Annotated in this window: 25 protein-coding genes and 1 riboswitch; of the genes, 14 read left to right on the top strand and 11 right to left on the bottom strand. The window is 71.1% G+C overall.

The window, feature by feature from the left end; translation table 11 throughout:
• Positions 1-195: 195 nt before the first annotated feature.
• Positions 196-663 (top strand): ATP-binding protein, encoded by a 468-nt coding sequence (locus ACWC9T_RS03630; protein ID WP_449819394.1) that lies wholly within the window; start codon positions 196-198, stop codon positions 661-663.
• 254 nt (positions 664-917) lie between these two features.
• Here the strand turns inward: ACWC9T_RS03630 and ACWC9T_RS03625 are convergent, their stop codons facing one another.
• The 3 genes from ACWC9T_RS03625 to ACWC9T_RS03615 all read right to left on the bottom strand — a co-directional run bounded on the left by ACWC9T_RS03625 (position 918) and on the right by ACWC9T_RS03615 (position 2998).
• Positions 918-1790, bottom strand: coding sequence for a hypothetical protein (locus ACWC9T_RS03625; protein ID WP_449819393.1), 873 nt, complete (start codon positions 1788-1790; stop codon positions 918-920).
• Positions 1791-2000: 210 nt separating this feature from the next.
• A complete protein-coding gene (locus ACWC9T_RS03620) occupies positions 2001-2189 on the bottom strand; it encodes a DUF397 domain-containing protein (RefSeq protein ID WP_449819392.1) in 189 nt (62 codons plus the stop codon).
• The gene (locus tag ACWC9T_RS03615) at positions 2186-2998 is read right to left on the bottom strand and encodes a helix-turn-helix domain-containing protein (protein WP_449819391.1); all 813 of its coding nucleotides are present in this window, start codon (positions 2996-2998) and stop codon (positions 2186-2188) included. The genes ACWC9T_RS03620 and ACWC9T_RS03615 overlap by 4 nt, the downstream gene beginning before the upstream one ends.
• 163 nt (positions 2999-3161) lie before the next feature.
• Between ACWC9T_RS03615 and ACWC9T_RS03610 the strand changes: the two genes are divergently transcribed.
• The 3 genes from ACWC9T_RS03610 (at position 3162) to ACWC9T_RS03600 (ending at position 6087) form a co-directional block, all read left to right on the top strand.
• Positions 3162-3611: an ATP-binding protein gene (locus tag ACWC9T_RS03610; protein WP_449819390.1), complete on the top strand. Its 450-nt coding sequence runs from the start codon at positions 3162-3164 to the stop codon at positions 3609-3611.
• Between the two features lie 237 nt (positions 3612-3848).
• Complete coding sequence (locus ACWC9T_RS03605) at positions 3849-4724, top strand: DMT family transporter (RefSeq protein WP_449819389.1); 876 nt, start codon at positions 3849-3851, stop codon at positions 4722-4724.
• A 163-nt stretch (positions 4725-4887) separates the two neighbouring features.
• Positions 4888-6087 (top strand): epoxide hydrolase family protein, encoded by a 1200-nt coding sequence (locus ACWC9T_RS03600; RefSeq protein ID WP_449819388.1) that lies wholly within the window; start codon positions 4888-4890, stop codon positions 6085-6087.
• 26 nt (positions 6088-6113) lie between these two features.
• On the opposite strand, the gene ACWC9T_RS03595 is transcribed toward ACWC9T_RS03600, so the two are convergent.
• The 6 genes from ACWC9T_RS03595 to gcvT form a co-directional block, all read right to left on the bottom strand.
• On the bottom strand, positions 6114-6941 hold the full coding sequence (locus ACWC9T_RS03595; protein WP_449819387.1) for a hypothetical protein: 828 nt from the start codon (positions 6939-6941) through the stop codon (positions 6114-6116).
• A gap of 28 nt (positions 6942-6969) precedes the next feature.
• Positions 6970-7107 (bottom strand): hypothetical protein, encoded by a 138-nt coding sequence (locus tag ACWC9T_RS03590; protein WP_449819386.1) that lies wholly within the window; start codon positions 7105-7107, stop codon positions 6970-6972.
• An 82-nt stretch (positions 7108-7189) separates the two neighbouring features.
• Positions 7190-8557, bottom strand: a complete 1368-nt coding sequence (locus tag ACWC9T_RS03585; protein ID WP_449819385.1) for an L-serine ammonia-lyase — start codon at positions 8555-8557, stop codon at positions 7190-7192.
• Between the two features lie 203 nt (positions 8558-8760).
• On the bottom strand, positions 8761-10041 hold the full coding sequence (gene glyA / locus ACWC9T_RS03580) for a serine hydroxymethyltransferase (RefSeq protein WP_449819384.1): 1281 nt from the start codon (positions 10039-10041) through the stop codon (positions 8761-8763).
• A 132-nt stretch (positions 10042-10173) separates the two neighbouring features.
• Positions 10174-10551: a glycine cleavage system protein GcvH gene (gcvH, locus tag ACWC9T_RS03575; RefSeq protein WP_449819383.1), complete on the bottom strand. Its 378-nt coding sequence runs from the start codon at positions 10549-10551 to the stop codon at positions 10174-10176.
• 89 nt (positions 10552-10640) lie between these two features.
• Positions 10641-11777 (bottom strand): glycine cleavage system aminomethyltransferase GcvT, encoded by a 1137-nt coding sequence (gcvT, locus tag ACWC9T_RS03570; protein ID WP_449819382.1) that lies wholly within the window; start codon positions 11775-11777, stop codon positions 10641-10643.
• A gap of 232 nt (positions 11778-12009) precedes the next feature.
• Positions 12010-12114: riboswitch (glycine riboswitch) on the bottom strand.
• 212 nt (positions 12115-12326) lie between these two features.
• Here gcvT and ACWC9T_RS03565 point away from each other — a divergent pair.
• The 7 genes from ACWC9T_RS03565 (at position 12327) to ACWC9T_RS03535 (ending at position 20731) form a co-directional block, all read left to right on the top strand.
• Positions 12327-13112 carry an enhanced serine sensitivity protein SseB C-terminal domain-containing protein gene (locus ACWC9T_RS03565; protein ID WP_449819381.1) on the top strand — a complete coding sequence of 262 codons (786 nt, stop codon included), beginning with the start codon at positions 12327-12329 and terminating at the stop codon, positions 13110-13112.
• Positions 13113-13228: 116 nt separating this feature from the next.
• On the top strand, positions 13229-14161 hold the full coding sequence (locus tag ACWC9T_RS03560; RefSeq protein ID WP_449819380.1) for an enhanced serine sensitivity protein SseB C-terminal domain-containing protein: 933 nt from the start codon (positions 13229-13231) through the stop codon (positions 14159-14161).
• A gap of 441 nt (positions 14162-14602) precedes the next feature.
• Positions 14603-15592 carry an ABC transporter permease gene (locus ACWC9T_RS03555; protein WP_449819379.1) on the top strand — a complete coding sequence of 330 codons (990 nt, stop codon included), beginning with the start codon at positions 14603-14605 and terminating at the stop codon, positions 15590-15592.
• Between the two features lie 52 nt (positions 15593-15644).
• On the top strand, positions 15645-17426 hold the full coding sequence (locus tag ACWC9T_RS03550) for an ABC transporter substrate-binding protein (protein ID WP_449819378.1): 1782 nt from the start codon (positions 15645-15647) through the stop codon (positions 17424-17426).
• Positions 17427-17524: 98 nt separating this feature from the next.
• Complete coding sequence (locus tag ACWC9T_RS03545; RefSeq protein ID WP_449819377.1) at positions 17525-18535, top strand: ABC transporter permease; 1011 nt, start codon at positions 17525-17527, stop codon at positions 18533-18535.
• On the top strand, positions 18532-19623 hold the full coding sequence (locus ACWC9T_RS03540) for an ABC transporter ATP-binding protein (RefSeq protein WP_449819376.1): 1092 nt from the start codon (positions 18532-18534) through the stop codon (positions 19621-19623). The genes ACWC9T_RS03545 and ACWC9T_RS03540 overlap by 4 nt, the downstream gene beginning before the upstream one ends.
• Positions 19624-19657: 34 nt before the next feature.
• Entirely contained in the window at positions 19658-20731 is a 1074-nt protein-coding gene (locus ACWC9T_RS03535; protein WP_449819375.1) for an ABC transporter ATP-binding protein, read from the top strand.
• A gap of 104 nt (positions 20732-20835) precedes the next feature.
• Here ACWC9T_RS03535 and ACWC9T_RS03530 read toward each other — a convergent pair whose 3' ends face one another.
• On the bottom strand, positions 20836-22200 hold the full coding sequence (locus tag ACWC9T_RS03530) for an acyltransferase family protein (protein ID WP_449819374.1): 1365 nt from the start codon (positions 22198-22200) through the stop codon (positions 20836-20838).
• A 210-nt stretch (positions 22201-22410) separates the two neighbouring features.
• On the opposite strand from ACWC9T_RS03530, the gene ACWC9T_RS03525 reads away from it, so the two are divergent.
• Positions 22411-23070 carry a trimeric intracellular cation channel family protein gene (locus ACWC9T_RS03525; protein ID WP_449819373.1) on the top strand — a complete coding sequence of 220 codons (660 nt, stop codon included), beginning with the start codon at positions 22411-22413 and terminating at the stop codon, positions 23068-23070.
• On the opposite strand, the gene ACWC9T_RS03520 is transcribed toward ACWC9T_RS03525, so the two are convergent.
• A complete protein-coding gene (locus ACWC9T_RS03520) occupies positions 22976-23752 on the bottom strand; it encodes an IclR family transcriptional regulator (protein WP_449819372.1) in 777 nt (258 codons plus the stop codon). The two genes, ACWC9T_RS03525 and ACWC9T_RS03520, sit on opposite strands and share 95 nt — an antisense overlap.
• 169 nt (positions 23753-23921) lie before the next feature.
• On the opposite strand from ACWC9T_RS03520, the gene ACWC9T_RS03515 reads away from it, so the two are divergent.
• A complete protein-coding gene (locus ACWC9T_RS03515) occupies positions 23922-25103 on the top strand; it encodes a cysteine desulfurase family protein (RefSeq protein ID WP_449819371.1) in 1182 nt (393 codons plus the stop codon).
• A gap of 50 nt (positions 25104-25153) precedes the next feature.
• On the top strand, positions 25154-26290 hold the full coding sequence (gene mnmA / locus ACWC9T_RS03510) for a tRNA 2-thiouridine(34) synthase MnmA (protein ID WP_449819370.1): 1137 nt from the start codon (positions 25154-25156) through the stop codon (positions 26288-26290).
• The last annotated feature ends 7 nt before the right edge of the window (positions 26291-26297 follow it).

Raw genomic sequence — 26297 nt, 5'->3', positions numbered from 1 at the left:
TCAACCCGGGCTTGACGAGTGCAGGCCCGGGTTGTCGCTTTCCTGCCCCGGGCATATGCCAACTCTGGGGAGATCGTTTGCTCATTGTCCGTACGCGGCCGCTTGCGTTCCGCAATGATGGTCCGCATGGCGGGTTGGGGCGAAACGGATCAGTCATCGGTTCCCGGGGTCGGCGTGGTCGCGGAGTCGTCGTGGATGGACGTGCGGAGCGCGCTCTCGGCGCTGGAGCGGCTCAGTTCCGAGGAGTTGCAGGAGATGTATTCCGGCAGGCTGTGCGATCAGTCCGCGCCGAACGAGGTGCGGTTGCCGTCCCGGCCGGAGTCGGGCCCGGTGGCCCGCAAGCTGGTGCTGGACGTCCTGGAGTCCTGGGAGCTCCACCAGCTCCTGGAGGCCGGGGAGTTGCTCACCAGTGAGCTGGTTTCCAACGCGGTGCGGCACGCCGCCGGGCGCACCATCGGCCTCCACGTCAGCCGCAAGCCCGGGTGGCTGCGGGTCGAGGTCCGCGACTCCTCCCGCGCGCTGCCCTGCATGATCCTCGCCGAGGCCAAGCCGGTGAACGAGCGCGGGCGCGGGCTGAAGATCGTCGACGACCTCGCGGACCGGTGGGGTGCGGACCTGCTGCCGCGCGGCAAGGGCGTCTGGTTCGAGCTGCGGGTGCGCTAGCGGCACTGAGCGGACGGCTTCGGCCCCGGATACGCGCAGGGCCCCCGGGCTCGCCGTGTTCCGGCGGATGGGGGCCCCTGCAAGTCATCGCGCCGGCCAAGGGGGTGCGTGCCGCGCGATGGGCGTCGGCAGTGCCAGGTCGGGCCCGCCGAAGTCCGATGTCTTGACTATCGCACGGATCTCAGCATATGGGCAAACCAGGCGTCTTGGATTGCAAGGTTTGTAACCTACTTCACCTTTAGATTTTGCATAGGTTAACGCCGCAACCTGTGAATATTCATGATCGCGATGACGTGATCACCGCTTGGCGGGCGCGCGCAGCATGTGCGCGAACGGCGGCGGGGGAGAGGCGTTGGCGCGGCGGTGGGGCCTTGGGGGTGCCACGGCAGGTGCGGCAGAGGCCGCCGAGGAGGGCGTGCGGGCGGCAGGGGGTGCGGCAGTCGGTGCACTCGATGATGCGGGTGACGGGCGAGGCCGTGGGGGCGTTCCGGTGGCATCTTGTCGAGCAGGCGGCGGCGGGTGAAGGCCGCCGGGCTGTGGACCGGGGTCGGCAGGCCTGCCGTGAGGGCCGCCGTGAAGAGGGCGGGGGTGGCGCCCCGGGCGAGCCACTCGGCGGCGAGCGGTTCGAGGGCCTCGCAGTCTGCGGCGGAGAGGGCCAGGCGGGTGTCCGCGACGCCCAGGCCGGCGAGGGCGGCGTAGGCCGGGGAGGACGGGGGCGTCGGGGAGGGCGAGGTGGCGCTTCGCTCCTCCGGGGGATCGGGTGCCGAATCCGTTGACGCCCCCGGTGCTTCTCCAGCGGCGAGGAAGTGGTTCCACCAGGCGTCGCTGCGAGGCGTGCGGGAGAAGTAGGTGCGGAACACCCACTGGGGCCGGTCGGTGTTCACGCGCTCGCGGACGCGACGCAGGTGACCAGCGGCGGAGAGGTTGTTGAGGGCTGTGCGGACGGCCATCTGCCCGAAGAGGGGCTGGTAGACGGCGAGGGTCTTGACGTCCATCGCGGCGCCGTCGGGGAGGTGGTTGATCAGGCTGGCGAGGTACGCCTCGCGGGCCGGGAGGTGCGCGAAGTCATCGGCAGCCGGAGGGAGTTCCCCCGGGGCGGTCTGCTTGCCGTATCCGGGGGAGGCCATGGGGGTAGAGTCGTGGGCAGCCACAGGATCGAGTCCTCTTCGATCGTGATGGTCAGACCCCCGTTCGGTGTTGGTAGCACCGGCGGGGGTTGATTCGTTAGTGGGCACGCTACACGGCGCGACCGGCCGTGGTGAAGCCGTGACGATAAGTCATATCTGCTGCGCGCGGGGATGGTTGGAAGGTGGTTGCCCACCCGTTCCACTAAGGGGTCACTCGGGCTTGGCGACTTGAGCTTCGGCCGCGAAGGCGACGAAGGCGTACCAGGCGTCGGGGGAGAAAGCGAGGGTCGGGCCAGCCTTGTCCTTGGAGTCACGGACGTGGACGGTGGCGGGGGAGGAGGCCACCTCGATGCAAGCTCCGCCCTGCGAATCGCTGTAGCTGGATTTGAACCACTTCATAGCTTCTCCGCCAGTGCTCTGATGAACGCTTCCGACTCCTCAATACTGAGGGCCTGCGAGCGGATCATGCCATGGCGCTGCACGAGGACGCTCACCTTCTCGATTTCGGCGTACAGGACCCCCGCGTACTGCCCTTCCAAGTAAGCAAGTTGCTCATGGTCGGGCGTTTCCAGCAGCACCATCGGGCCCTCCAGCGCTACATGGGCCACGCGGTCGACGGGCAGCACTTGGATGGTGACGTTCCGCAGCTTGCCGACGTCGAGCAGGTGCTCAAGCTGGTGCTTCATGATGCTGGAACTGCCGACGAGCGCACGGAACGCCGCCTCGTAGATGACGAAGCCGAACATCACGGTGGGCGAGCGGCGTAGCTTCTCCTGCCGCTGTATCCGGCTGGCTACGCGAGCGTCGATGGTCTCGTCATCCAGTGGCGGGAACGAGTGGCTGATCTGCTCCCTGGCGTACTCCTCGGTCTGGAGCAGGCCGGGGATGAGCAGTGCCTCGTACCAGTGGATCGCAATGGCCTCAATCTCGGCTTCCGTGTAGCCCTTCGAGTAGGACGGAAACTTCTCGGGCTTCAAGTAGTCCACCGCCCCGAGCAGCATTCCCCTCGCATCGCACAACTCATCCGCCACCGAGAGCAACTTGAGCGACGGCTTCCGCCTCCCCGCCTCCATCGACCGCACGCTCTCGTAGTCGTAGCACGCCGCCTTGCACAACTGCTCTCGGGTGACCCCGGCTTGCTCCCGCCACCGCTTGATCTGATCGCCGCAGTACTTCCAGGCCATCGGGTTCTGCTTCGGCGTGGTCATCCCGGCCCCCTCATCGTCCCTGGTCATCCAGCGGTCGACTCTCACGCTGTACCAACGGTGTGACTACTGAGGGTATGCCTGGCTCCCGACTCTTGAAGGGTGAAATGGCCGAACTCAGCCCCCTTGTGAGTGACGCCCGAAAGTCAACACCCCAAGGACTCTGATGATCACTCAGCCCGTCGACGCCATCGAGTGGATGCTCCCCCGCCACCCCCGCACCGTCGGCCGTGCCCGCATCCGTCTCCTCCGGCAGGCCTTCGACTGGCAGATCCACGACGAGTGCACCGAGATCGCCATGCTCCTCCTCAGCGAACTCGTCACCAACGCCTGCCACCACGCCCGTGCCCCGCGCGACCGCCTGATCGGCGTCCGCCTTCTCCTCCCCACCCCCACCCTCCTCCGCGTCGAGGTCTCCGACGCGAGCCCCGCTCTCCCTGTCGCCCGTCACGCGGCGCCCGACGACGAGTCCGGCCGGGGCCTCGAACTCGTTGCCGCCCTCGCCACGTCCTGGGGCGCCCACCCGCGCGGCGAGGGCTACATCGGCAAAACCGTCTGGTTCGAACTCGCACTCCCCTCGCCTGCCCGCTCTTCCCGGGTAGCATCGGCCGGGTGAAGCTCTACTGGCACGTCGTGCTGCCACCGCTCAGCGCCTGATCGGGCGCGCGCTTCGGTGGCTTGATCCCTGAAACCCCCGGCTCGGCCTGGTGTGGCCGCTGTGGGGCGGCGGCGTGCGCCCGTTCTCGGAACCAGTTCCTCTGACGGTCTTCGACGACGGAAGTTCACGACTGTGCCGAATCGTTTGTCTGCGCCTGTGCGTACTCGCCCGACCTCTGCTGTTCGCCCTGTCCGGTTGATCGACGGGCCTGGGACGATCCTCATCGCCGCGCTGTTCTGGGGCACCACCGGGACCGCCAGTTCGCTGGCGCCCGCCGGTGCCCCGGCGGTGGGGATCGGGGCCGCCGGGCTGGTGCTCGGTGGGTTGCTGCTGTTCCTCACCGACCGATCCGTCTGGGCGCTGGCACGCTCCTGCGGTGTTCGGGAACGGTGGCTTCTCGCGCTCGGGGCGGTCGCGGTGACGGGATACCCGCTCACCTTCTACCCGGCGGTGGCCCGCACCGGGGTGGCGGTGGCCACCGTGATCGCCCTGGGGAGCGCTCCGGTCTTCACCGGGCTGCTCGGCTGGCTCGCCCGCCAGGGCCGCCCCGGCGGACGCTGGGCCGGGGCCACGGCGCTGGCCGTGCTCGGCTGCGGTGTGCTGGTGCTCGGGCCCGAACTCGCCGGTGGCGGCGCGGCGGTGGACCCCGTCGGGGTGCTGCTGGCGGCGCTCTCGGGGCTCTCGTACGCGGTGTACTCGCTGATCGGCGGCCGACTGATCGGGGCCGGGCACCCGTCCGGCGGGGTGATGGGCGCGATGTTCGGCGGCGCGGCGCTGCTGGTGCTGCCGGTGCTGCCGGCCGGCCCGACCGGCTGGCTGCTCTCGGCGCGCGGCGCCGGCGTCGTCCTGCACCTCGCGGTGATCACCACCTTCCTCGCCTACCGCCTGTTCGGCCACGGCCTGCGCCACGCCTCCGCCCAGACCGCGACCACCCTCACCCTCGCCGAACCCGCCGTCGCCGCCGTCCTCGGCGTCGCCGCCCTGGGCGAGCGCCTGCCGGTGGTGTCCTGGTGCGGCCTCGCCGTCCTCGCCGGTGGCCTGGCCTTCCTAGCCCTGCCGGGCCGCCGGTAGCCGCCCGCTGTCGCACGGGACGTCGGCCCGACCGGAGGGGCGGGCCGACGGCCAGGTGGATGCCGCCGCTCCATGATCTGAACTCTTGAGCGCAGACCCCCTGCTTCAGCTGGGTGGTAGCTCATCCAACTTGACCGTGTTCGGGCGACTACGATGAGCCGATATGACGACGCCGTCCGACGAAGGCATCCACCCGTTCCGCATCGCCGTTCCGGAGAGCGACCTGGAGGACCTGCGCCAGCGCCTCGACCGTACGCGCTGGCCGGACGAGCTGCCGGGGGTCGGTTGGGCCTACGGGATCCCGCGCGGCTACCTGATGGAGCTGGCGCGGTACTGGCGGCACGAGTACGACTGGCGGGCCGCCGAGGCGCGGCTCAACCAGTGGCCGCAGTTCACCACGACCGTCGACGGCGCGAACATCCACTTCCTGCGCGTCCGTTCGCCGGAGCCGGACGCGATGCCGCTGCTGCTGTCGCACGGCTGGCCCGGGTCGATCGTCGAGTTCGCCGAGCTGATCGGGCCGCTCACCGACCCCCGGGCGCACGGGGCGGACGGGTCGCCCGCCTTCCACCTGGTGATCCCGAGCCTGCCCGGCTTCGGCTTCTCCGGCCCGACCCGGGAGACCGGCTGGGAGTACCGGCGGGTGGCGGCGGCCTTCGCCGAAGTGATGCGGCGGCTGGGCTACGACTCGTACGGGGTGCAGGGCGGCGACTGGGGTTCGGCGATCTCGCGGGAGCTCGGCCGGGTGCACCCCGAGCGGGTGATCGGGGTGCACCTGAACCTGATCCCCGGGGGCGCGGCGGAGAGCGAGCCCAGCGAGGAGGAGCTCGCCGGGCTCTCCGCGCCGGAGCGGGCGCGGGCGCTGGCCTCCTGGGAGCGGATGCGCGAGTGGAACCGGGAGCGCAAGGGCTACGCGGACATCCAGACTACCCGGCCGCAGACCCTGGCGTACGGCCTGACCGACTCGCCGGTCGGCCAACTGGCCTGGATCGCCGAGAAGTTCAAGGAGTGGACGGACTCCGCGGAGCGCCCCGAGGACGCCGTCGGCCGCGACCAACTGCTCACCAACGTGATGCTCTACTGGCTCACCGGGACGGCCGGCTCCTCGGCCCGGCTCTACTACGAGCGCGCCCACGCCGACTACTGGGGCCAGCCGGCCGAGCCGTCGACCGCCCCCACCGCGGTGGCGCTGTTCCCGGCGGAGAACTTCCTGGTCCTGCGGCACATCGCGGAGCGGTCCGACAACATCGTCCGCTGGACGGAGCTGGACCGGGGCGGCCACTTCGCCGCGATGGAGGAGCCGGACCTGCTGACCGCCGACATCAGGGCGTTCTTCGGGCAGCTGCGCGCGGCGGAGGCGTAGCGGGACGACCCGGTCCGCGTGCCCGGTCAGCCCGTCGGGCAGCGCCCGGCGAGGCAGAAGGAGCCGACCGCGGAGTGCAGCAGGTCCCCGGAGGGGGTGGGCCAGCTCGCTTCGGGGCCGGCCACCAGGACGGCCCAGGCCTGGCCGTCCGGGGCGACCAGGATGTGGTCGACCACCCGGCGCACCCCGTGGCCGGCCAGGTCGTAGGCGTACTCCAGCTCGGCGCCGCCGCCGGGGGTCTGCTCCAGGCGGATCCGGTGGTAGCCCGGGAACCTGGCCGGGTTCGAGGCCAGGCCGGCGTCGGTGGCGACGGCCTGGTCGTACGGGGCGTCGCCGCCCATCGAGAACACCTGGATCAGGCTCTCGCCGTCGGGGGAGTCGTAGAACACCGGCGGACCGTCCGGGCGGCGTCGCCAGCCGTCCGGCACCAGGAGGCTGAAGCCCGCCGGGTCCTGGACGAGGCTCAGCCGCGGCCCGGTCGCTGTCGGCGTCGGTGTGGGTGTCGGCGTTGGCGTCGGCGTCGGGGACGGGAAGCCGGTCGTCAGGGTGGGGGAGGGCGCCGTGGTGGCCGTCGGTGCGGCCGTGCCCGTGGCGGCGGTGATCGCCTTGCCGTCGGCGTGCCGGTTCAGCAGGTACCAGCCGCCACCCGCGAGCACGCCGACCAGCGCCCCGGCGACCGCCGCCAGCAGCACCCGCCGGTGCGACCGGTTCCCCGGCGTCCCCGACCGGCCCGCCGGTCGCCCGGTGAGCAGCGGAGCCGTCAGCGGTGGGGGCACGGCGGGCGGCATGCCGCCCGTCCCCGGCGGCGCCTGCTCCACCCACTGCTGCCGCTGCGGATCCCAGTAGTTCGTCATCGCTCCCCCTCGTCCCCGCCCGGTTGCGTCACCGGCGGCGCAACCTGAACCCGACAGTCGCGATCACGAACGAGAGCAGCAGGAACATGATCGCCGGCCACAGGCGATCGCCGTCGAACAGGGCCGTCCAGACCCCCCGAAGCCCCGCACGGACGATGAATTTCACGCCCGTACCGTATCGCCCGCCACGGACACGCGGGAGCCCCCGGACGGCGACCGTCCGGGGGCTCAGCGAACCGTGGCCGCGATCAGCACTCGATGACGTTCACGGCGAGGCCGCCGCGCGAGGTCTCCTTGTACTTGATCTTCATGTCGGCGCCGGTCTCCTTCATCGTCTTGATCGCCTTGTCCAGCGAGACGTGGTGCCGCCCGTCGCCGCGCAGCGCCATCCGGGCCGCGGTGACGGCCTTGACCGAGGCCATGCCGTTGCGCTCGATGCAGGGGATCTGGACCAGGCCGCCGACCGGGTCGCAGGTGAGGCCGAGGTTGTGCTCGATGCCGATCTCGGCGGCGTTCTCGACCTGCTCGGGGGTGCCGCCGAGGACCTCGGCGAGGCCGCCCGCGGCCATCGAGCAGGCGGAGCCGACCTCGCCCTGGCAGCCGACCTCGGCGCCGGAGATGGAGGCGTTCTCCTTGAAGAGCATGCCGATGGCGCCGGCCGCGAGCAGGAAGCGGACGATGCCCTCGTCGTCGGCGCCCGGGATGAAGTTCAGGTAGTAGTGCAGGACGGCGGGGATGATCCCGGCGGCGCCGTTGGTGGGCGCGGTGACCACCCGGCGCCCGGAGGCGTTCTCCTCGTTGACCGCCATCGCGTAGAGGGTCACCCACTCCATCGCGTTGGCCGGCCCGATGCCCTCGGCGCGCAGCGCGCGGGCGCCGGACGCGGCCCGGCGGCGGACCTTCAGGCCGCCCGGCAGGATGCCCTCACGGGACATACCGGCCCGAACGCACTCCTGCATCACGGACCAGATCTCCAGCAACCCGGTGCGGATCTCCTCCTCGCTGCGCCAGGCCTTCTCGTTCTCCAGCATCAGGCCGGAGATCGACAGCCCGGTCTCCCGGGTGAGGCGCAGCAGCTCCTCGCCGGTGCGGAAGGGGTAGCGCAGCTGGGTGTCATCGGGGACCACTCGGTCCGCGCCGATCGCGTCCTCGTCCACGACGAAACCGCCGCCGACCGAGTAGTAGGTCTTCTCCAGCAGCGTGGAGCCGTCCGCCGCGTACGCCCAGAGGGTCATGCCGTTGGCGTGGTAGGGCAGCGAACGGCGCCGGTGCAGGACCAGCTGGCTGTCCGGGTCGAAGTCGATGGGGTGCTCGCCGAGCAGGTTGATCCGCTTCTCGGCGGTGATCCGCTCCACGTCCTTGTCGGCCTGGTCGACGTCGACGGTGCGGGGCGAGTTGTTCTCCAGTCCGAGCAGGACGGCCTTCGGCGTGCCGTGGCCGTGGCCGGTGGCGCCGAGCGAGCCGTACAGCTCGGCGCGTACGGCCGTCACCTGGGGCAGCAGGCCTTCGGACCGCAGCCGGCGGGCGAACATCCGGGCGGCGCGCATCGGGCCGACGGTGTGGGAGCTCGACGGGCCGATGCCGATGGAGAAGAGGTCGAAGACGCTGATGGCCACGGGGGACGTCCTTGTCTGGTCTCGTGGAAGGACTTGCGGGCAGAGCGGGGCGGGGCGGGACTGACATGGGACGGGGCACCGCGCGCACTCTCAAGTGTGCGCGGTGCCCCGAGGTCCCAGGTACACGGGCGGGGTGACGCCGGTCACCTAAGCCCGATGGGCCCGATCGGCCCGACGAAGGTGGTGAACCGGACCGGGCCGGGTCACTCCTGGTTGGCGAGGGTGGGGTAGAGCGGGTACTTCTCGGCCAGCGCGGTGACGCGGGCCTTCAGCGCGGCGGCGACGGTCTCGTCGAAGGCGGGCTTGAGCGCCTCGGCGATGATGTCGGCGACCTCGTGGAAGTCCTCGGCCTGGAAGCCGCGGGTGGCCAGGGCCGGGGTGCCGATGCGCAGGCCCGAGGTGACCATCGGCGGGCGCGGGTCGTTCGGGACGGCGTTGCGGTTGACCGTGATGCCGACCTCGTGCAGGCGGTCCTCGGCCTGCTGGCCGTCGAGCTGGCTGTTGCGCAGGTCGACCAGGACCAGGTGGACGTCGGTGCCGCCGGACAGCACGGTGGCACCGGCCTCGGCGACGTCGTCCTGCAGCAGGCGCTCGGCGAGGATGCGGGCGCCCTCCAGGGTGCGCTGCTGGCGCTCCTTGAACTCCTCCGAGGCGGCGACCTTGAAGGCGACGGCCTTGCCCGCGATCACGTGCTCCAGCGGACCGCCCTGCTGGCCGGGGAAGACCGCGGAGTTGATCTTCTTGGCGTACTCGGCCTTGGACAGGATGACGCCGCCGCGCGGGCCGCCCAGGGTCTTGTGGGTGGTGGTGGTGACCACGTCCGCGTAGGGCACCGGGTTCGGGTGCAGACCGGCGGCCACCAGGCCGGCGAAGTGCGCCATGTCCACCATGAGCAGGGCGCCGACCTCGTCGGCGATCCGGCGGAACTCGGCGAAGTCCAGCTGGCGCGGGTAGGCGGACCAGCCGGCGATGATCAGCTTCGGCTGGTGCTCCTTGGCCAGGCGCTCGACCTCGGCCATGTCGACGCGGCCGGTCTTCTCGTCCACGTGGTACGCGGCCACGTTGTAGAGCTTGCCGGAGAAGTTGATCTTCATGCCGTGGGTCAGGTGACCGCCGTGGGCCAGGCTCAGGCCCAGGATGGTGTCGCCCGGCTGGATCAGCGCGAACATCGCGGCGGCGTTGGCCTGCGCGCCGGAGTGCGGCTGGACGTTGGCGTGCTCGGCGCCGAACAGGGCCTTGATGCGGTCGATCGCGATCTGCTCGACCACGTCGACGTGCTCGCAGCCGCCGTAGTAGCGGCGGCCGGGGTAGCCCTCGGCGTACTTGTTGGTGAGCACCGAGCCCTGGGCCTCCATGACCGCCACCGGGGCGAAGTTCTCGGAGGCGATCATCTCCAGGGTGGTCTGCTGGCGGTGCAGCTCGGCGTCGACCGCGGCGGCGATCTCCGGGTCGAGGGCGTGCAGGGACTGGTTGAGAACCGTCATGGTGTGGTCTTCCCGGGAGGAGGAGGATCAGGGGTGCCGTGCGAAGCGCGCCCTTGGAAGGGTGGCGGCGGGCGACGGGTGGGCGGTGGGGGCGGGCCGACGCGTGCACGGGCCCGCCCCGTCACGAACGGGTCAGGCGCTGTGGGTGAGCGCGTCGTACTCGTCGGCGCTGAGCAGCTCGTCCGTGGACTCCACGCGGACCTTGAACAGCCAGCCGCCCTCGAAGGGGGCGCTGTTGACCAGGGCGTTGTCGTCCAGGACGTCCTGGTTGACCTCGGTGACCTCGCCGGTCACCGGGGAGTACAGGTCGCTGACCGACTTGGTGGACTCCAGCTCGCCGCAGGTCTCGCCGGCGGTCACGGCGTCGCCGACCTCGGGCAGCTGCACGTAGACGATGTCACCGAGCGCGTCGGCGGCGTGCTTGGTGATACCGACCGTGGAGACACCGTCCTCGGCGGCCGTCAGCCACTCGTGCTCCTTGGTGTACTGCAGGTGCTGGGGGTTGCTCATGGCGTCATTCTCCAGGATGGGAAGCGGGTACGACGAAGCGGGCCGCCGCGCGGACGGCTTCGACGTGCGGGTACGGGGAAAGGCGGGTGTCAGCGGGCGCGCTTGTAGAACGGCAGCGCCACGACCTGGACCGGCTCGTGCTTGCCGCGCACGTCCACCGCGACGGTGGTGCCGGGAGCCGCGTGGGCCGCGTCCACGTAGGCCATCGCGATCGGCCGGCCCAGGGTCGGGGACGGCGCGCCCGAGGTGATCCGGCCGATCGGGGCGCCCTCGGTGGAGACCACGGTGTACTCGGCGCGCGGCACCCGCTTGCCCTCGGAGACCAGGCCGACCAGCACCTTCGGTGCCCCGCCCTGAGCACGCAGCGTCTCGGCCGCGGCGGCGGCCTGCTCCAGCGCCTTGCGGCCGACGAAGGCGCCCTCGTTGGTGGTCTTGTCGAAGCGGACGACCCGGCCCAGGCCCGCGTCGAACGGGGTGAGGTCGGTGGACAGCTCGTGCCCGTACAGCGGCATGCCCGCCTCCAGGCGCAGGGTGTCGCGGCAGGACAGGCCGCACGGGACCAGGCCGTGGCCCTCGCCGGCGACGGTCAGCGCCTGCCAGATCGCCTCGGCGTCGACCGGGCGGCAGAAGATCTCGAAGCCGTCCTCGCCGGTGTAGCCGGTGCGGGCCAGCAGCACCTTGCGGCCGGCGACCTGGGCCGGGAGGATCGCGTAGTACTTCAGGCCGGGCAGGTCGGCCTCGGTGGTCCCGGCCAGGATCCCGGTGGACTCCGGACCCTGGACGGCGATCAGCGCGTAGGTGTCGCGGTCGTCGGTGACGACGGCGTCGAAGCCCTTGGCGCGGGCGATCAGCTCGTCCAGGACCAGCTGGGCGTTGGAGGCGTTGGCGACGACCAGGAAGGCGTCCTCGCGCAGGCGGTAGACGATCAGGTCGTCCAGGATGCCGCCGTCCTCGGCGCAGATCATGGTGTAGCGGGCGCGCAGCTCACCGAGCGCGGAGACGAAGCCGACCAGCGCGTGGTCCAGCATCTCGCCGGCCTGCGGGCCGGTGACGGTGATCTCGCCCATGTGCGAGAGGTCGAACAGACCGGCCTTGGTACGGACCGCGAGGTGCTCCTCGCGCTCGCTGCCGTAGCGCAGCGGCATGTCCCAGCCGGCGAAGTCGGTCATGGTCGCGCCGAGGGCGCGGTGCAGCGCGTCGAGCGCGGTCAGGCGGAGGGACGACATGGCCAGGAACTCCTCGGTCGGGGCACTCAGGGGTGCACGCGCCGGAACCGGACCCGCTCGGGGGCCCGACCCTGCGCGCGGGCATGCGGCGGCGTGGGTCTCCCCATCTGTCGTCGAACCTGAGAGCTTCACCGCCCACCTGCCCGCAGCTGTTTCCAGCTTGGGGGACAGCATGGCGGCTTGCACCGTGGGTGGGCGCGCGACAGGGCCGCGCGCCGCTTTCCAGATGTGCCTAACCCGTGCGGTAGGGGGGCCTGAGAGATTCCGGGGAGGACTTGCTCCTTCGGCGCCGGCCGTACCGCCTGAGCGGCACTCCGGGCTCTCCCGCGCGGGTTCGAGCGGCCGGTGTGGAGTTGTGGGGGCCCGCGGCGCATGCCGACGGACGCGCACATCATGGCACGTCCGCGCGGAGGAGGGGAGGGGGACCCGGTCACACGACATACCGGTCACACGACACAGAGGCGAACACGAGCCCTAAACTTCTCCGCGTCGGCACAGCAGTGGGCAGCCGACCGGCAGAGGGCGGTTCAGGCGCGCATGGAGTACCCGGTGGAGCAGCAGCAGGGGTGGGGCGGGCCGGAGCCGGCGCCGTCGGGCGGCGCCTGGCCGGCCAACGAGCTGGAGCAGGTGCTGACGGCCGCGCTGGGCGACCCGGGCGCGACGCCGCGGGTGATCGAGGTGCTGGCCCGCAGCCAGGTGTGGATCCCGCTGCCGGCCGGGGGCGACCCGAGCGGGCAGGCGCTGGACCTGCCGACCATCGAGCTGGCCGGCGACCCGTACGTGCCGGTGTTCTCCTCGCAGGAACTGTTCCTCCAGCAGGCGCCGGGGATGGCCTTCGCGATCGCGCCCGCCTGGGAGTTCGCCCGCGGCCTGCCGCTGGGCGTGGGCATCGCGGTCAACCCCGAGGCGGCGGTGGGCATCCCGGTGCCGCCGCAGGGCGTGGCCGAGCTGCGCCGCGGGCCGCGTGAAGACCGTTGGGAGCAGCACCCTCAGGCGCCGACCGGCGGCCGGGTGGCGCTGCGCGAGCCGGTGCCGGGCGAGGACCCGGAGCACTTCCTGGCCGCCTGCCGGGCGGAACTGTCGGCCCTGCCCGGGGTGCTGACCGCGCGCCGGGCGCTGGCCAGCATCGAGGGCGAACCGACCGTGATGTTCGTGGGCGTCCAGCTGGACCCGGCCGCCCCGGCCGACCCGGGCGCGGTGAACGAGGCGCTCGGCCGGGCGCTGGGAACCGCGCCGCTGCCCGGCGGCGTCCACCTGGTACTTCTCGACCTCGCCGAGGACCCGGTGGTCGAGTGGCTGCTCACCCGGGTACTGCCTTTCTACACACGGGTGTGAGTGGGGTCCGCTAACAGGCACGTCGCCGTGGCGGTGGCCGGTGCCGCGCCATAGGGTGCGTGCAGACGGCCGACGGGCCGGCTGGTTTGAGGAAAGAGGCGCGGCGAGGTGGGCGCATGAGTGCGGGAGCGGGAACGGGCGGTGTGCCGGGGCCCTGGGGCCAGGCGCCGGCCGGGCGCCCGGCGGCGGATCCGGGCGCGTTGGAGCACGCCCTGCGCGAGGTCGCGCCGGAGCGCTTCGACGCGTACGAGCGGCTGCTGCACGCGCTGGCCGACGGTCAGGTCTGGATGCTGCTCTGGCACGGCACGCCGGGCAGTCCGGACGCGCAGTACGGGAACATGGAGATCAGCGGCCACGGCTACGCGCCGGCCGTGACCTCGCCCGAGCAGCTGACGGCCTCCGGCTGGGCCCGGGCCCACGAGGTCATCTCCGGGCGGGAGATCGCCGCCTCGCTGTACCGCACCCGCTGGGGCCTGTGGCTCAACCCGCACGCCCCCGGCGGCGGGGTCGGCGTGCCCTGGGCGGACCTGCGGCGGATCGCCGCGGGCCTGGACCGGCTGCCGGCCGGTCCGTTGAAGCTGAGCGAGCCGCAGGTGAACGCCCAGCAGTTCTTCGCGCTGCTGGAGCGGCAGGCCGGTGAGGTGCGTGCGGTCCGGGCGCTGCGCCGGGCCTGGGTGCAGCCGGCGGTGGGGGAGCCGTACCTGGCGATCGGGCTGGACCTGTACGAGAGTTCGCCGCCGGCCGTGGAGGCGGTGCGGGCGCTGATGCAGCGGGCGATCGCGGTGGCCCCGGAGGGGCTCGCGGTGTCCACGGTGGCGATGGCGGACGAGTACGACCCGGTGGCGCTGTGGATGCGTGCCAACGCACGGCCGTTCTTCGACCGGGAGGCCGGCCGCCCGCCGACCGGTCCGTACCCGTCGGTGGCGCCGCCGTACCCGGGGCAGTCGACGCCGGGGCAGCAGACGCCGGGGTGGGCCTACGGCACGCAACCGCCCGCGCCGGGCTGGGGTCAGCAGCCGCCAGCGTGGCCCGGATACCCCGGTCGCTGATTCCAAAACATTTTCAACCAAGCCGACTTGATTCATCATCAGGTCGGCTTCGGTGCTTTCCGGACGAATTTCCCTCCCTGGAGTCCGCACATCTTGGCATGGCTGTTACAGCCGTGTGAAGAGGGATATGCCGAAGACCAGGGAGGTGCATGCGCGCAGATCACAGTTGGGCATCTGTCGGTTGTCAGGGCTGGCGCAAGCCAGTTCGTATGTCGGAGAGTTCTGCGCAACGCACCGCGCGTACTGGAAACCCCACGAAGGTGAACGCGCACGCCGACCGCTCTGCCACGCGACGCCAATCCCGCGTGGTGGCAGTACCTGTGCACGCCGTACTGCCGCGAACAACGCTCCTAGCACCTCCGCACGTCCGCAGCCGCACCGCCGAAGCCGGCGCCCGGCACCCGTGGGCCGGCCACCGTCGGCGAGGGGACCCAACTGACCATGACCGCATCCGTGACAACCGCCGGGAACGAACCGGAGGCGCCAGCCACCGCGAGCCCGGCCAAGACGATCGAGGGCCGTTCCCTCGGTCGGATCGCCTGGACCCGCTTCAAGCGGGACAAGGCCGCCGTCGCCGGCGGCATCGTGGTGATCCTGCTGATCCTGCTCGCCGTGCTGTCCGGGCCGATCGAGGCCCTGTTCGGGCTCGACCCCGACAACCCGAACCCGGACCTGCTGGACGCCGACCTCGGCGGTCTGCCGCTCGGGGACTGGGGCGGGATGAGCGCGGACCACCCGCTCGGCATCGACCCCCTGCAGGGGCGCGACCTGCTCGCCCGCGTGGTCGACGGCTCCTGGGTCTCCCTGCTGGTCGCATTCGGCGCGACCGTCCTGTCCAACACCCTCGGCACCGTGCTCGGCGTGATGGCCGGTTACTACGGCGGCTGGGTGGACACCGTGATCAGCCGGCTGATGGACGTCTTCCTGGCGTTCCCGCTGCTGCTCTTCGCCATCGCGATCTCCGCCTCGCTCCAGGGCGGCGCCTTCGGCCTGCACGGCCTCCCGCTGCACATCATGGTGCTGATCTTCGTGATCGGCTTCTTCAACTGGCCCTACATGGGCCGGATCGTGCGCGGACAGACCCTGTCGCTGCGCGAGCGGGAGTTCGTCCACGCCGCCCGCAGTCTCGGCGCCAGAGGCCCGTTCATCCTGTTCAAGGAACTGCTGCCGAACCTGGTCGGCCCGATCCTGGTCTACTCGACCCTGCTGATCCCGACCAACATCCTCTTCGAGGCCGGTCTGAGCTTCCTCGGCGTCGGCATCCAGCCCCCGCAGTCCTCCTGGGGCGGCATGCTCGCCGACGCGAAGAACTACTACCAGGTGGACCCCCAGTACATGGTGGTTCCCGGCCTGGCGATCTTCATCACCGTGCTCGCGTTCAACCTGCTCGGCGACGGGCTGCGTGACGCCCTCGATCCCAAGAGCAACTGACCCTGCGTCAGGACCTTCCCTCCTCCACATCCTCAAGGGGTTGATCTCACCCATGCGTAGGTCCCGTACCGTCGCGCTGACCGCCGCGGCCGCCGCCGTGGTCATGGTCGTCACCGGCTGCTCGTCCAGTTCCAAGAGCGGCGACAGCAAGTCCTCCTCCTCGGCCGGCTCCAACGACACGAGCGGCGGCGGCGCCGACGCCGCCACCAAGCAGATCGTCAACGCCTCGGACAAGAAGGGCGGGACGGTCACCTACGAGATGAAGGGCACCCCGGACTCCCTCGACCCGGGCAACACCTACTACGCGTACATCTACAACTTCTCGCGCCTGTACGGTCGTCCGCTGACCACCTTCAACCCGGCGCCCGGCGCGGACGGCAACAAGCTGGTCCCGGACCTGGCCGAGTCGCTGGGCCAGCCCAGCGCGGACGGGCTGACCTGGACGTACAAGCTGCGCGCGGGCCTGAAGTACGACGACGGCACCCCGATCACCTCCAAGGACGTCAAGTACGCTGTGGAGCGCTCGAACTTCGCGCCCGAGGTGAACTCCAACGGCCCGACGTACTTCCACGACCTGCTGGTCGACAATCCGACGCCGTACCAGGGTCCGTACAAGGACAAGACCGGCGACCTGAAGTCGATCGAGACGCCGGACGACACCACGATCGTCTTCCACCTCCAGCACCCCTTCGCCGACTTCGACTACCTGGTCAGCGCCCCGCAGACCGTGCCGGTCCCGCAGGCCAAGGACACCGGCGCCGACTACGTGAAGCACATCGTGGCCTCGGGCGCCTACAAGTTCGAGTCCTACGAGGACGGCAAGCAGGCCGTCTTGGTGCCGAACACCAACTGGGACAAGAGCACCGACTCGATCCGCAAGCAGCTCGCGGACAAGATCGTGCTCAAGATGAACATCGACCAGGCCACCATCGACAAGGACTTGCTGGCCGGCAACGCCCAGGTCGACCTGGTGGGCGGCGGCGTCGACCCGCAGACCCAGGCGCAGATCCTGCGCGACCCGAAGCTCAAGGCCAAGACCGACAACGCCTACGGCGGCCGCCTGGTCTACATGGCGATCAACTCCAAGGTCGCGCCGTTCGACAACCTCGACTGCCGCAAGGCCGTCCAGTACGCGATCGACAAGGTCTCGGTGCAGACCGCGCTCGGCGGCCCGATCCGCGGCCAGGTGGCCAACACCGTGCTCCCGCCGGACATCCCGGGCCACCAGGACTTCAACCTGTACGCCACCGACGGCAACAAGGGTGACGAGGCCAAGGCCAAGGACTCCCTGAAGGCCTGTGGCAAGGACGGCGGCTTCAGCACCGTCCTGTCCGCCCGCACCGAGCGCGCGACCGAGGTCGCCGCGGCCACCGCCATCCAGGCGCAGCTGAAGAAGATCGGCATCAACGTCGAGATCCAGCAGTACCCGCAGGGCAAGTACCTGACCGACTCGGCCGGTGCGCCGCAGTTCACCCAGGACCACAACATCGGTCTGATGATGATGCAGTGGGGCGCCGACTGGCCGACCGGCTACGGCTTCCTGCAGCAGATCGTCGACGGCCGGGCGATCAAGCCCTCCGGCAACAGCAACCTCGCCCAGCTGAACGACCCCGCGGTCAACAAGATGATCGACGACGCCGCGGTCAACCCCGACCGGGCCGCCCGCGAGAAGATCTACGGCGACATCGACAAGAAGGTCATGGAGTCCGCGGTCTACGTGCCGCTGACCGACTTCAAGGTCTTCCTGTACCGCCCGGACAGCGCCACCAACCTCGCGTCGAACCCGGCCTGGTCGGGTGAGTACGACTACCTGAACATCGGCACCACCAAGTAAGAGCCTGGCTCCGCATCCCTGAAGGCAGGTGAAGGCAGCGGCGCCCGCCGCCGTCCGGAAGACCCCGGACGGCGGCGGGCCGCCGGAGCCGCCCAACTGTGTTTGCCTACATCATCCGCAGGATCTTCGCGGCCGCGGTGCTGCTGCTGGTCGTCAGCGCGGTCACCTTCGCGATCTTCTTCCTGCTCCCGCGCTTCGCCGGCGAGACCACCGACCAGCTGGCCGCGCAGTACATCGGGAAGAACCCGTCGCCCGAGGCGATCGCGGCGGTCAAGCAGAACCTCGGTCTCGACCAGCCGCTGTACACCCAGTACTGGCACTTCCTGAAGGCGCTGGTCAGCGGCGCCGAGTACAAGTTCGGGCCGGAACCGGCCACCTGCCACGTGCCCTGCTTCGGCTACTCCTTCAAGAACCACCTTGAGGTCTGGCCGGAGATGACCAGCCGCATCCCGGTCACCATCTCGCTCGCCATCGGCGCGGCGGTGCTCTGGCTGATCTCCGGTGTCACCACCGGCGTCATCTCGGCGCTCAAGCCGCGGTCGATCTTCGACCGGCTCTCCATGGGCATCGCCCTGGCCGGCGTCTCGCTGCCGGTCTTCTTCACCGGTGCACTGCTGCTGACGCTGTTCAGCTACGAGTGGCCGATCCTGGACAACCTGGAGTACGTCGACTTCACCGCCGACCCGCTGATGTGGGCCCGCAACCTGATCCTGCCGTGGATCTCGCTGGCCTTCCTCTACTCCGCGCTCTACGCCCGGCTCACCCGCGCCGGGATGCTGGAGACGATGAGCGAGGACTACATCCGCACCGCCCGGGCCAAGGGCCTGGTCGAGCGCAAGGTGGTCGTCAAGCACGGGCTGCGCTCCGCGCTCACCCCGATCGTCACCATCTTCGGCATGGACCTCGGTCTGCTGCTCGGCGGTGCGCTGATCACCGAGCAGGTCTTCTCGCTCAAGGGCGTCGGCCAGTTCGCCGTCCAGGCGATCACCGACAACGACCTGCCCAAGATCCTCGGCGTCACCCTGCTGGCCGCCTTCTTCATCGTCGTCTGCAACCTCGTGGTCGACCTCCTGTACGCCCTCGTCGACCCCCGCGTGAGGCTCTCGTGACCGAGCTCCAGAAGACCCCGGCGGACGCCGGTTCCGCTCCGGCGGACGCCGCGCCGACGCCACTGGGCGACCCCTTCCTGTCCGTCCGCGACCTGCGGATCCACTTCGACACCGACGACGGCCTGGTCCGCTCGGTGGACGGGGTCAGCTTCGACCTGCACAAGGGCCGCACCCTGGGCATCGTCGGCGAGTCCGGCTCCGGGAAGTCCGTCACCTCGCTGGGCATCATGGGCCTGCACCGCTCCAAGCGGGCCCGGATCAGCGGCGAGATCCGCCTCAACGGCGAGGACCTGATCGCGGCCGGACCGGACCGGGTGCGCCAACTGCGCGGCCGCGAACTGGCGATGATCTTCCAGGACCCGCTGACCGCGATGCACCCCTACTACACGGTCGGGGCGCAGATCGTCGAGGCGTTCCGGGTGCACCACCCGCAGGCGTCCAAGAAGCAGGCCCGGGCCCGCGCGATCGAGATGCTCGACCGGGTCGGCATCCCGCAGCCGGACCGCCGGGTGGACGACTACCCGCACCAGTTCTCCGGCGGCATGCGCCAGCGCGCGATGATCGCCATGGCCCTGGTCAACGACCCCTCGCTGCTGATCGCCGACGAGCCCACCACCGCCCTGGACGTCACCGTCCAGGCGCAGATCCTGGACCTCATCCGCGACCTCCAGGAGGAGTTCGGCTCCGCCGTCATCATCATCACCCACGACCTCGGGGTGGTCGCCGAGCTCGCCGACGACATCCTGGTCATGTACGGCGGCAAGTGCATCGAGCGCGGCCCCGCCGAGACCCTCTTCGACGCACCCGAACACCCCTACACCTGGGGTCTGTTGGGGTCGATGCCGCGCCTGGACCGGGAGCTGCAGGAGCGGCTCGTCCCGGTCAAGGGCACCCCGCCGAGCCTGATCAACGTGCCGTCGGGCTGCGCCTTCCACCCGCGCTGCCCGTACGCCGCCCTGACCGGCGGGCGCTCCACGAGCGAGCTCCCGGTGCTGACCGAGGCCGCGCCCGGCCACTACGCCGCCTGCCACCTGCCAGCCGACGAGCGGCACCGCATCTTCGCCGAAGAGATCGCGCCCCGGCTGTGAGCCCGGCCTCGTACCACCTTTCTGGAGAGAACCGATGACGGACACTCAGGCGACTCGGGCGGCGGCGCCCCGCACGCTGATGGACGGGGCGTCGCCGGCGCCCGCCTCCGACCGCGAGCCGCTGCTGAAGGTGACCGGCCTGACCCGGCACTTCCCGATCCACGGCGGACTGCTGCGGCGCCAGACCGGCGCGGTGCGGGCCGTCGACGGCATCGACTTCACGGTCAACGCCGGTGAGACGCTGGGCGTCGTCGGCGAGTCCGGCTGCGGCAAGTCGACCATGGGGCGGCTGGTCACCCGGCTCGACGAACCCACCGGCGGGACGGTCGAGTTCGAGGGCACCGACATCACCCACCTGGGCGTCGGCGCGATGCGGCCGTTGCGCCGCGACATCCAGATGATCTTCCAGGACCCGTACTCCTCGCTCAACCCGCGGCACACCGTCGGCACCATCGTCAGCGCGCCGTTCAAGCTCCAGGGCGTGCAGCCCGAGGGCGGGGTCAAGAAGGCCGTCCAGGACCTGCTGGAGCTCTGCGGGCTCAGCCCCGAGCACTACAACCGCTACCCGCACGAGTTCTCCGGCGGCCAGCGCCAGCGCATCGGCATCGCCCGGGCGCTCGCGCTCAAGCCGAAGATGATCGTCGCGGACGAGCCGGTCTCGGCGCTGGACGTGTCGATCCAGGCGCAGGTGGTCAACCTGCTGGACGACCTGCAGCAGGAGCTCGGCCTGACCTACCTGATCATCGCGCACGACCTCTCGGTGGTCCGGCACGTCTCGGACCGGGTGGCGGTGATGTACCTCGGCAAGATCGTCGAGATCGCCGACCGGGACTCGCTCTACCGCAGCCCGATGCACCCGTACACCAACGCCCTGATGTCGGCGGTTCCGGTGCCGGACCCGCGCCGGCGCCAGCGGGCCGGGCGCGAGCGGATCCTGCTCAAGGGCGACGTGCCCTCGCCGATCAACCCGCCCAGCGGCTGCCGGTTCCGGACCCGCTGCTGGAAGGCGCAGGAGGTGTGCGCCACCCAGGAGCCGCCGCTGACGGCGCTGAAGACCGGGCACCAGGTGGCGTGCCACTTCCCCGAGCGGAGCGAGGGGAACGATTAGGCACGGCCCCGAGCACAGCCCGGAGAACCGCGACGACGCCTCGTAGGACGTGCGAAAAGGCCGCCCGCCCCCTTCCGGGGGCGGGCGGCCTTTCGTCGTGGGCGTCAGCTGCGGCCGGTCGGGACGGGCTCCGCCTCCCGGGCTGGGGCGATCGGACGGGCGGGCAGCGGGTCAGCCGGGAAGCGACGGTTCAGCGCCCTGATCACCTTGCGGCCGAGGTTCTGGAACGGGATCTCGATCAGGCGGTAGCTGAGGTAGCTGAGCACGAACAGGGCGGCCATGAGACCGAAGAACTGCAGGCTGCGGTCCTGCCACGAGGTGAAGGGCTGGTGGCCCTCCAGCTTCCAGTTCATGAAGTGGATGAGCGGGTTGTGCAGCAGGTACACCGAGTAGCTGATCGATCCCGTCCAGGTCAGCCAGCGCGGGAAACGGCGGTGGCGCAGCAGCATGCCGATCGCGAAGACGACCCAGGCGGCCAGGTAGGCGAAGGAGAACGACTTCCAGGTCTCGGTCCAGGTCCGCCACAGGGCCTGGTCACGGTTGTACATGTAGCCGGACGCGACACCCGCCGTGAGCACGAAGGCGCAGCACAGGAGCGCCGGGAGTCGCTCGATCTGTCCGTGCTCCAGCCGGTACAGCACCGTGCCGGCGAACATCGTGGCGAAGATCATCAGGGTCTCGAAGGCGGTGGACCGGCTGTTCAGCAGGACCAGCACCAGACCGAGGCCACCCAGCATCACACCGCCCCGACGGGCGAGATCCGCCCTGCCGGTGAAGATGCACACCATCGCGGTGACCACGATGATCGCGGCGGCCAGCACCAGGTGCCGGGTGGCGGGCAGGCCGCCGGCCGTGAGCGTTCCGAGCGGCAGCCAAGCGCCCAGCACCAGCGCGGCGGCCGCGAAGCCCATCGCGATCGGGGCGCTCTGCCGGTGCCGGCCGGTGACGAACAGGGCCGTCACGAAGAAGTAGAAGAGCATCTCGTAGGAGAGCGTCCACATGACCCCGATGACGTTGGGGATGCCCATCAGGTCCTGGAACATCAGGCCGTTGCCCGCCAGCGAGAGCAGCGGGTGGTCGAACGCGAAGCCCTGGATCACTGAGTGGTTGCGGGGCAGGAGCACCAGGCTCAGCACCACGGTGACGATCACCACCGGGTAGATCCGGAAGTACCGGCCCGCCCAGAACGATCGCACATCCCCGCGCCGCTCCAGCGATGCCGGGATGATGTACCCGCTGACCAGGAAGAACAGCATGACGCCGAAGATGCCCGGGTCCCCGAAGTTTCGAGGACCCTTGTCGATGTGGAGCCAGTAGAACGGCAGCGCGAAGTGGTAGATCGCCACCGAGAGGGCGGCTATGCCGCGCAAGGCGTCGAGCCAGCCGAGCCTCGACGGGACGGCAGCGGCCTTGGCTCCGGTCACTGGGGCGCCCGAGCTGCGCTTGGTTGCACGTTCGATGAGCTTCACAGGCAGGAGGCTAGCGGAACGCGCGGGCACGGTTCCGGAGTGGGCGCCGGGGAGGACGCGGGGGAGGGCGGTCGAACGACTTGATGATCTTGCGATCGTCGCCACGTGGCTCGTTCGCGGGAGAGCACGGAAGCCCTGGGGAGCCCTGCCCGCGAGACATTATTGTGACCATATTCCCGGCGGGCGGGGCGCATCGGGTACACATGGACGGTGAGTTCGCAGATCTTCCCCTCCGACGTGCAGCAGTCGCTGGACCTCGTCGGCATATTCGTCTTCGCGCTCTCCGGAGCGCTGCTCGCCGTCCGCAAGAACATGGACATCTTCGGGATCTGTGTGCTGGCCGAGGTCACGGCCCTCGGCGGCGGGGTGATGCGCGACCTGGTGATCGGCGCGACGCCGGTGGCCGCCTTCACCAACCTCGGCTACTTCCTCACCCCGCTGGCCGCCGGGCTGGTGGTGTTCTTCCTGCACCCGGAGGTCGAGCGGATCAACCGGGCGGTACAGGCCCTGGACGCCCTCGGCCTCGGGCTGTTCTGCGTCACCGGTACGGCCAAGGCGCACGACTACGGGCTGGGCGCGGTCGCGGCCATCGCGCTCGGCATGGTGACCGCGGCCGGCGGCGGCGTGATCCGCGACGTACTGGCCGGGGAGATCCCCTCGCTGCTGCGTTGGGACCGGGAGATCTACGCCGTCCCGGCCCTGGCCGGCGCCGCCCTGGTGGCCGTGCTGATCGGCGCGAACCGGCTCACCGGAGTCACCGGCACCGCCGCCGCGCTCACCGCCTTCGGGCTGCGGATGCTCGCCCTGAAGTACGGCTGGCGCGCCCCGCGGGCCTGGCACCGCAACGGTTCTCGCACCAGCGAGGAGTAGGCGAGCCGCCGTACGCGAGCGAGATCGCCTCGGCCGTGCAGAGCAACTCCGGCAGCATCCGGGCCAGTTCGGCCGGCGGTACCCGGCTGGCCGGGGCGCTCAGCGCGCAGGCCGCGACCGTCCGGCCGCCGCTGCCCGCGACCGGCGCGGCCACGCAGGTCACCGGCTCCCGGTGCTCGGCCGACTCGGCCGCCCAGCCGCGCAGGCGCACCGCCGCCAGGTCGGGCGGCAGTTCCTCCTCGCGGGCGCCGTCCTCGGGCAGTCCGGCGAGCAGCACCCGGCCGACCGCCGTCCCGGTGACCGGGGCACGGCGTCCGATCCGGGGCGGGCGAGCCGACCAGGGCCCGGCCACCTCGTCCAGGTAGAGCACCTCGCCGTCGTGCAGCACGGCCAGTTGGACGGTGTAGCCGCAGCGCGCGTTGAGCGCGGCCAGGTAGGGCGCGGCCACCTGCCGGACGTCGAAGTCCTCCAGCGCGCGGTGGGCCAGCGAGAGCACCCGGCCGCCGATCCGGTAGTGCCGGTCGGGCTGGCGCCGGACGAAACCGTGCTCCTCCAGGGTGCGAAGCAGCCGCAGCGCGGTGGACTTGTGCACCCCGAGGCTGGCGGCGGCCTGCTCCAGCGAGAGCGGTCCGTCGCCGAGCGAGCCGAGCAGGGTCAGCGCGCGGTCGACCGACTGCGACATGACGCCCCCTGGAACCCGCTTGAGAAGTGTTCGTCAGGCTAACCGCTGGGCGGCGCAGTGGTACAAACCAGTCCCGGACACCGCGGTCCGGCCGACGCGCCGTCCGGTGGCCGGATCGGTGCGCAGGCCTGGATCACGGCACCGGGGTGCCCTCTACAATCTGATGGTTATGCCATACCTGGACCATGCGGCGACCACGCCGATGCTGCCCGAGGCGATCGCCGCGATGTCGGCGCACCTGGGGGTGGTCGGCAACGCCTCGTCCCTGCACGCGGCCGGCCGCCGGGCCCGCCGGGTGGTCGAGGAGGCCCGCGAGTCGCTGGCCGAGTCGCTGGGTGCCCGCCCGAGTGAGATCGTGCTCACCGGCGGCGGCACCGAGTCCGACAACCTGGCCGTCAAGGGCCTGTACTGGGCCCGCCGGGACGCCGAGCCGGCCCGCACCCGGGTGCTGTGCAGCCCGGTCGAGCACCACGCGGTGCTGGACGCGGTGCACTGGCTCTCCGAGCACGAGGGCGCCGACGTCGAGTACCTGCCGGTCGACCCGCTGGGCCGGGTGCACCCGGAGGCGCTGCGCGCGGCGATCGAGCGGGACCCGGCCTCGGTCGCGCTGGTCACCGTGATGTGGGCCAACAACGAGGTCGGCACCGTCCAGCCGGTGCGCGAACTCGCCGCCGTGGCCGCCGAGTACGGCATCCCGATGCACGCCGACGCGGTGCAGGCGCTCGGTCAGGTCCCGGTCTCCTTCGCCGAGTCGGGGCTCACCGCGCTCACCGTCACCGGGCACAAGATCGGCGGCCCGTTCGGCATCGGCGCGCTGCTGCTCTCCCGCGGCGCCACGCCCGTCCCGCTGCTGCACGGCGGCGGGCAGGAGCGCGACGTGCGCTCCGGCACCCTGGACGCTCCCGCCGCCGCCGGCTTCGCGGCCGCCGCGGCCTGGGCCGTCGAGCACCGGGCCGAGCACGCGGTCACCCTGGGCGCGCTGCGCGACGAGCTGGTGGCCGGGGTGCTGGCCGCCGTGCCGGACGCGGTACTCAACGGCGACCCGTCCGCCGAGGGCCGACTGCCCGCCAACGCCCACTTCTCCTTCCCCGGCTGCGAGGGCGACGCGCTGCTGATGCTGCTGGACGCCCAGGGCATCGAGTGCTCCACCGGCTCGGCCTGCTCGGCCGGGGTGCCGCAGCCCAGCCACGTGCTGCTGGCGATGGGCGTGGACCCGCTGCTGGCGCGCGCCTCGCTGCGGTTCTCGCTCGGCCACACCTCGGTGCGGGAGGACGTCGCGGCGCTGGTCGCGGCGATCGCCCCGGCCGTCCAGCGGGCGCGGAACGCGGGCCTGGCGTCGGTCCGGCGGTAGTCCTGTGCGGGGCCGGGCATGTTCGACGGCCCCGTACTCTTGTATTCACCATGACTGACTTCCCGGGTGCCCCGACCGCTCCGTCCACCGGCCGCCTGCGCGTACTCGCGGCGATGTCCGGTGGAGTCGACTCCGCCGTCGCCGCCGCCCGCGCCGTCGAAGCGGGCCACGAGGTGACCGGCGTCCACCTGGCGCTGTCGGCGAACCCGCAGTCCTTCCGTACGGGCGCGCGCGGCTGCTGCACCATCGAGGACTCCCGGGACGCCTGGCGGGCCGCCGATGTGATCGGCATCCCCTTCTACGTCTGGGACCTCGCCGAGCGCTTCCGCGAGGACGTGATCGACGACTTCGTCGCCGAGTACGCGGCCGGGCGGACGCCGAACCCGTGCCTGCGCTGCAACGAGAAGATCAAGTTCGCCGCGTTGCTGGACAAGGCGATCGCGCTGGGCTTCGACGCCGTCTGCACCGGCCACTACGCCCGCATCGTCGACCTGCCGGACGGTTCGCGCGAGCTGCACCGGGCGGTGGACGGCGCCAAGGACCAGTCGTACGTGCTGGGCGTGCTCGATGCTGACCAACTCGCCCACTCCCTCTTCCCGCTCGGTGACACCACCAAGGAGGAGATCCGGGCGGAGGCGGAGCGCCGGGGCCTGGCCGTGGCCAAGAAGCCCGACAGCCACGACATCTGCTTCATCGCCGACGGCGACACCCAGGGCTTCCTGGCCAAGCACCTCGGCACCGCCACCGGCGACATCCTCGACGTCGACGGCACCAAGCTCGGCGAGCACGACGGCGCCTACGGCTTCACCATCGGCCAGCGCAAGGGCCTGCGCATCGGCCGCCCGGCCGCCGACGGCAAGCCGCGGTACGTGCTGGACATCTCGCCGGTGGACAACACCGTCACCGTCGGCCCGGTCGAGGGCCTCGACGTCACGGCGCTGACCGCCATCCGCCCCCGCTGGTGCGGCACCGAGCCCCTGACCGAGGGCCGCTACACCGCCCAGCTCCGCGCCCACGGCGAGGAGGTGCCCGTCTCCGCCTCGGTGGTCGACGACACCCTCCACGTCCGCCTCGACACCCCGGCCCGCGGCATCGCCCCCGGCCAGGCGGTCGTGCTGTACGACGGCACCCGCGTCATCGGCTCCGCCACCATCGCCACCACCGAGCGCCCGGCGATCCACGCCTGACCGAGTT

The sequence above is a fragment of the Kitasatospora sp. NPDC001159 genome (assembly GCF_053598235.1).
The sequence above is the reverse complement of the archived record's forward strand: the minus strand, read 5'-3'. Positions and strand labels throughout refer to the sequence as shown.

Bases quoted from the DNA above. Each gene is read 5' to 3' on its own strand.
- gcvH (WP_449819383.1), bottom strand. From the start codon at position 10,551: ATGAGCAACCCCCAGCACCTGCAGTACACCAAGGAGCACGAGTGGCTG.
- ACWC9T_RS03550 (WP_449819378.1), top strand. From the start codon at position 15,645: ATGCGTAGGTCCCGTACCGTCGCGCTGACCGCCGCGGCCGCCGCCGTG.
- ACWC9T_RS03595 (WP_449819387.1), bottom strand. From the start codon at position 6,941: ATGACGAACTACTGGGATCCGCAGCGGCAGCAGTGGGTGGAGCAGGCG.
- ACWC9T_RS03515 (WP_449819371.1), top strand. From the start codon at position 23,922: ATGCCATACCTGGACCATGCGGCGACCACGCCGATGCTGCCCGAGGCG.
- mnmA (WP_449819370.1), top strand. From the start codon at position 25,154: ATGACTGACTTCCCGGGTGCCCCGACCGCTCCGTCCACCGGCCGCCTG.
- glyA (WP_449819384.1), bottom strand. From the start codon at position 10,041: ATGACGGTTCTCAACCAGTCCCTGCACGCCCTCGACCCGGAGATCGCC.
- ACWC9T_RS03625 (WP_449819393.1), bottom strand. From the start codon at position 1,790: ATGGCCTCCCCCGGATACGGCAAGCAGACCGCCCCGGGGGAACTCCCT.
- ACWC9T_RS03615 (WP_449819391.1), bottom strand. From the start codon at position 2,998: ATGACCACGCCGAAGCAGAACCCGATGGCCTGGAAGTACTGCGGCGAT.
- ACWC9T_RS03620 (WP_449819392.1), bottom strand. From the start codon at position 2,189: ATGAAGTGGTTCAAATCCAGCTACAGCGATTCGCAGGGCGGAGCTTGC.
- ACWC9T_RS03535 (WP_449819375.1), top strand. From the start codon at position 19,658: ATGACGGACACTCAGGCGACTCGGGCGGCGGCGCCCCGCACGCTGATG.
- ACWC9T_RS03610 (WP_449819390.1), top strand. From the start codon at position 3,162: ATGATCACTCAGCCCGTCGACGCCATCGAGTGGATGCTCCCCCGCCAC.
- ACWC9T_RS03555 (WP_449819379.1), top strand. From the start codon at position 14,603: ATGACCGCATCCGTGACAACCGCCGGGAACGAACCGGAGGCGCCAGCC.
- ACWC9T_RS03560 (WP_449819380.1), top strand. From the start codon at position 13,229: ATGAGTGCGGGAGCGGGAACGGGCGGTGTGCCGGGGCCCTGGGGCCAG.
- ACWC9T_RS03630 (WP_449819394.1), top strand. From the start codon at position 196: ATGGACGTGCGGAGCGCGCTCTCGGCGCTGGAGCGGCTCAGTTCCGAG.
- ACWC9T_RS03600 (WP_449819388.1), top strand. From the start codon at position 4,888: ATGACGACGCCGTCCGACGAAGGCATCCACCCGTTCCGCATCGCCGTT.
- ACWC9T_RS03520 (WP_449819372.1), bottom strand. From the start codon at position 23,752: ATGTCGCAGTCGGTCGACCGCGCGCTGACCCTGCTCGGCTCGCTCGGC.
- gcvT (WP_449819382.1), bottom strand. From the start codon at position 11,777: ATGTCGTCCCTCCGCCTGACCGCGCTCGACGCGCTGCACCGCGCCCTC.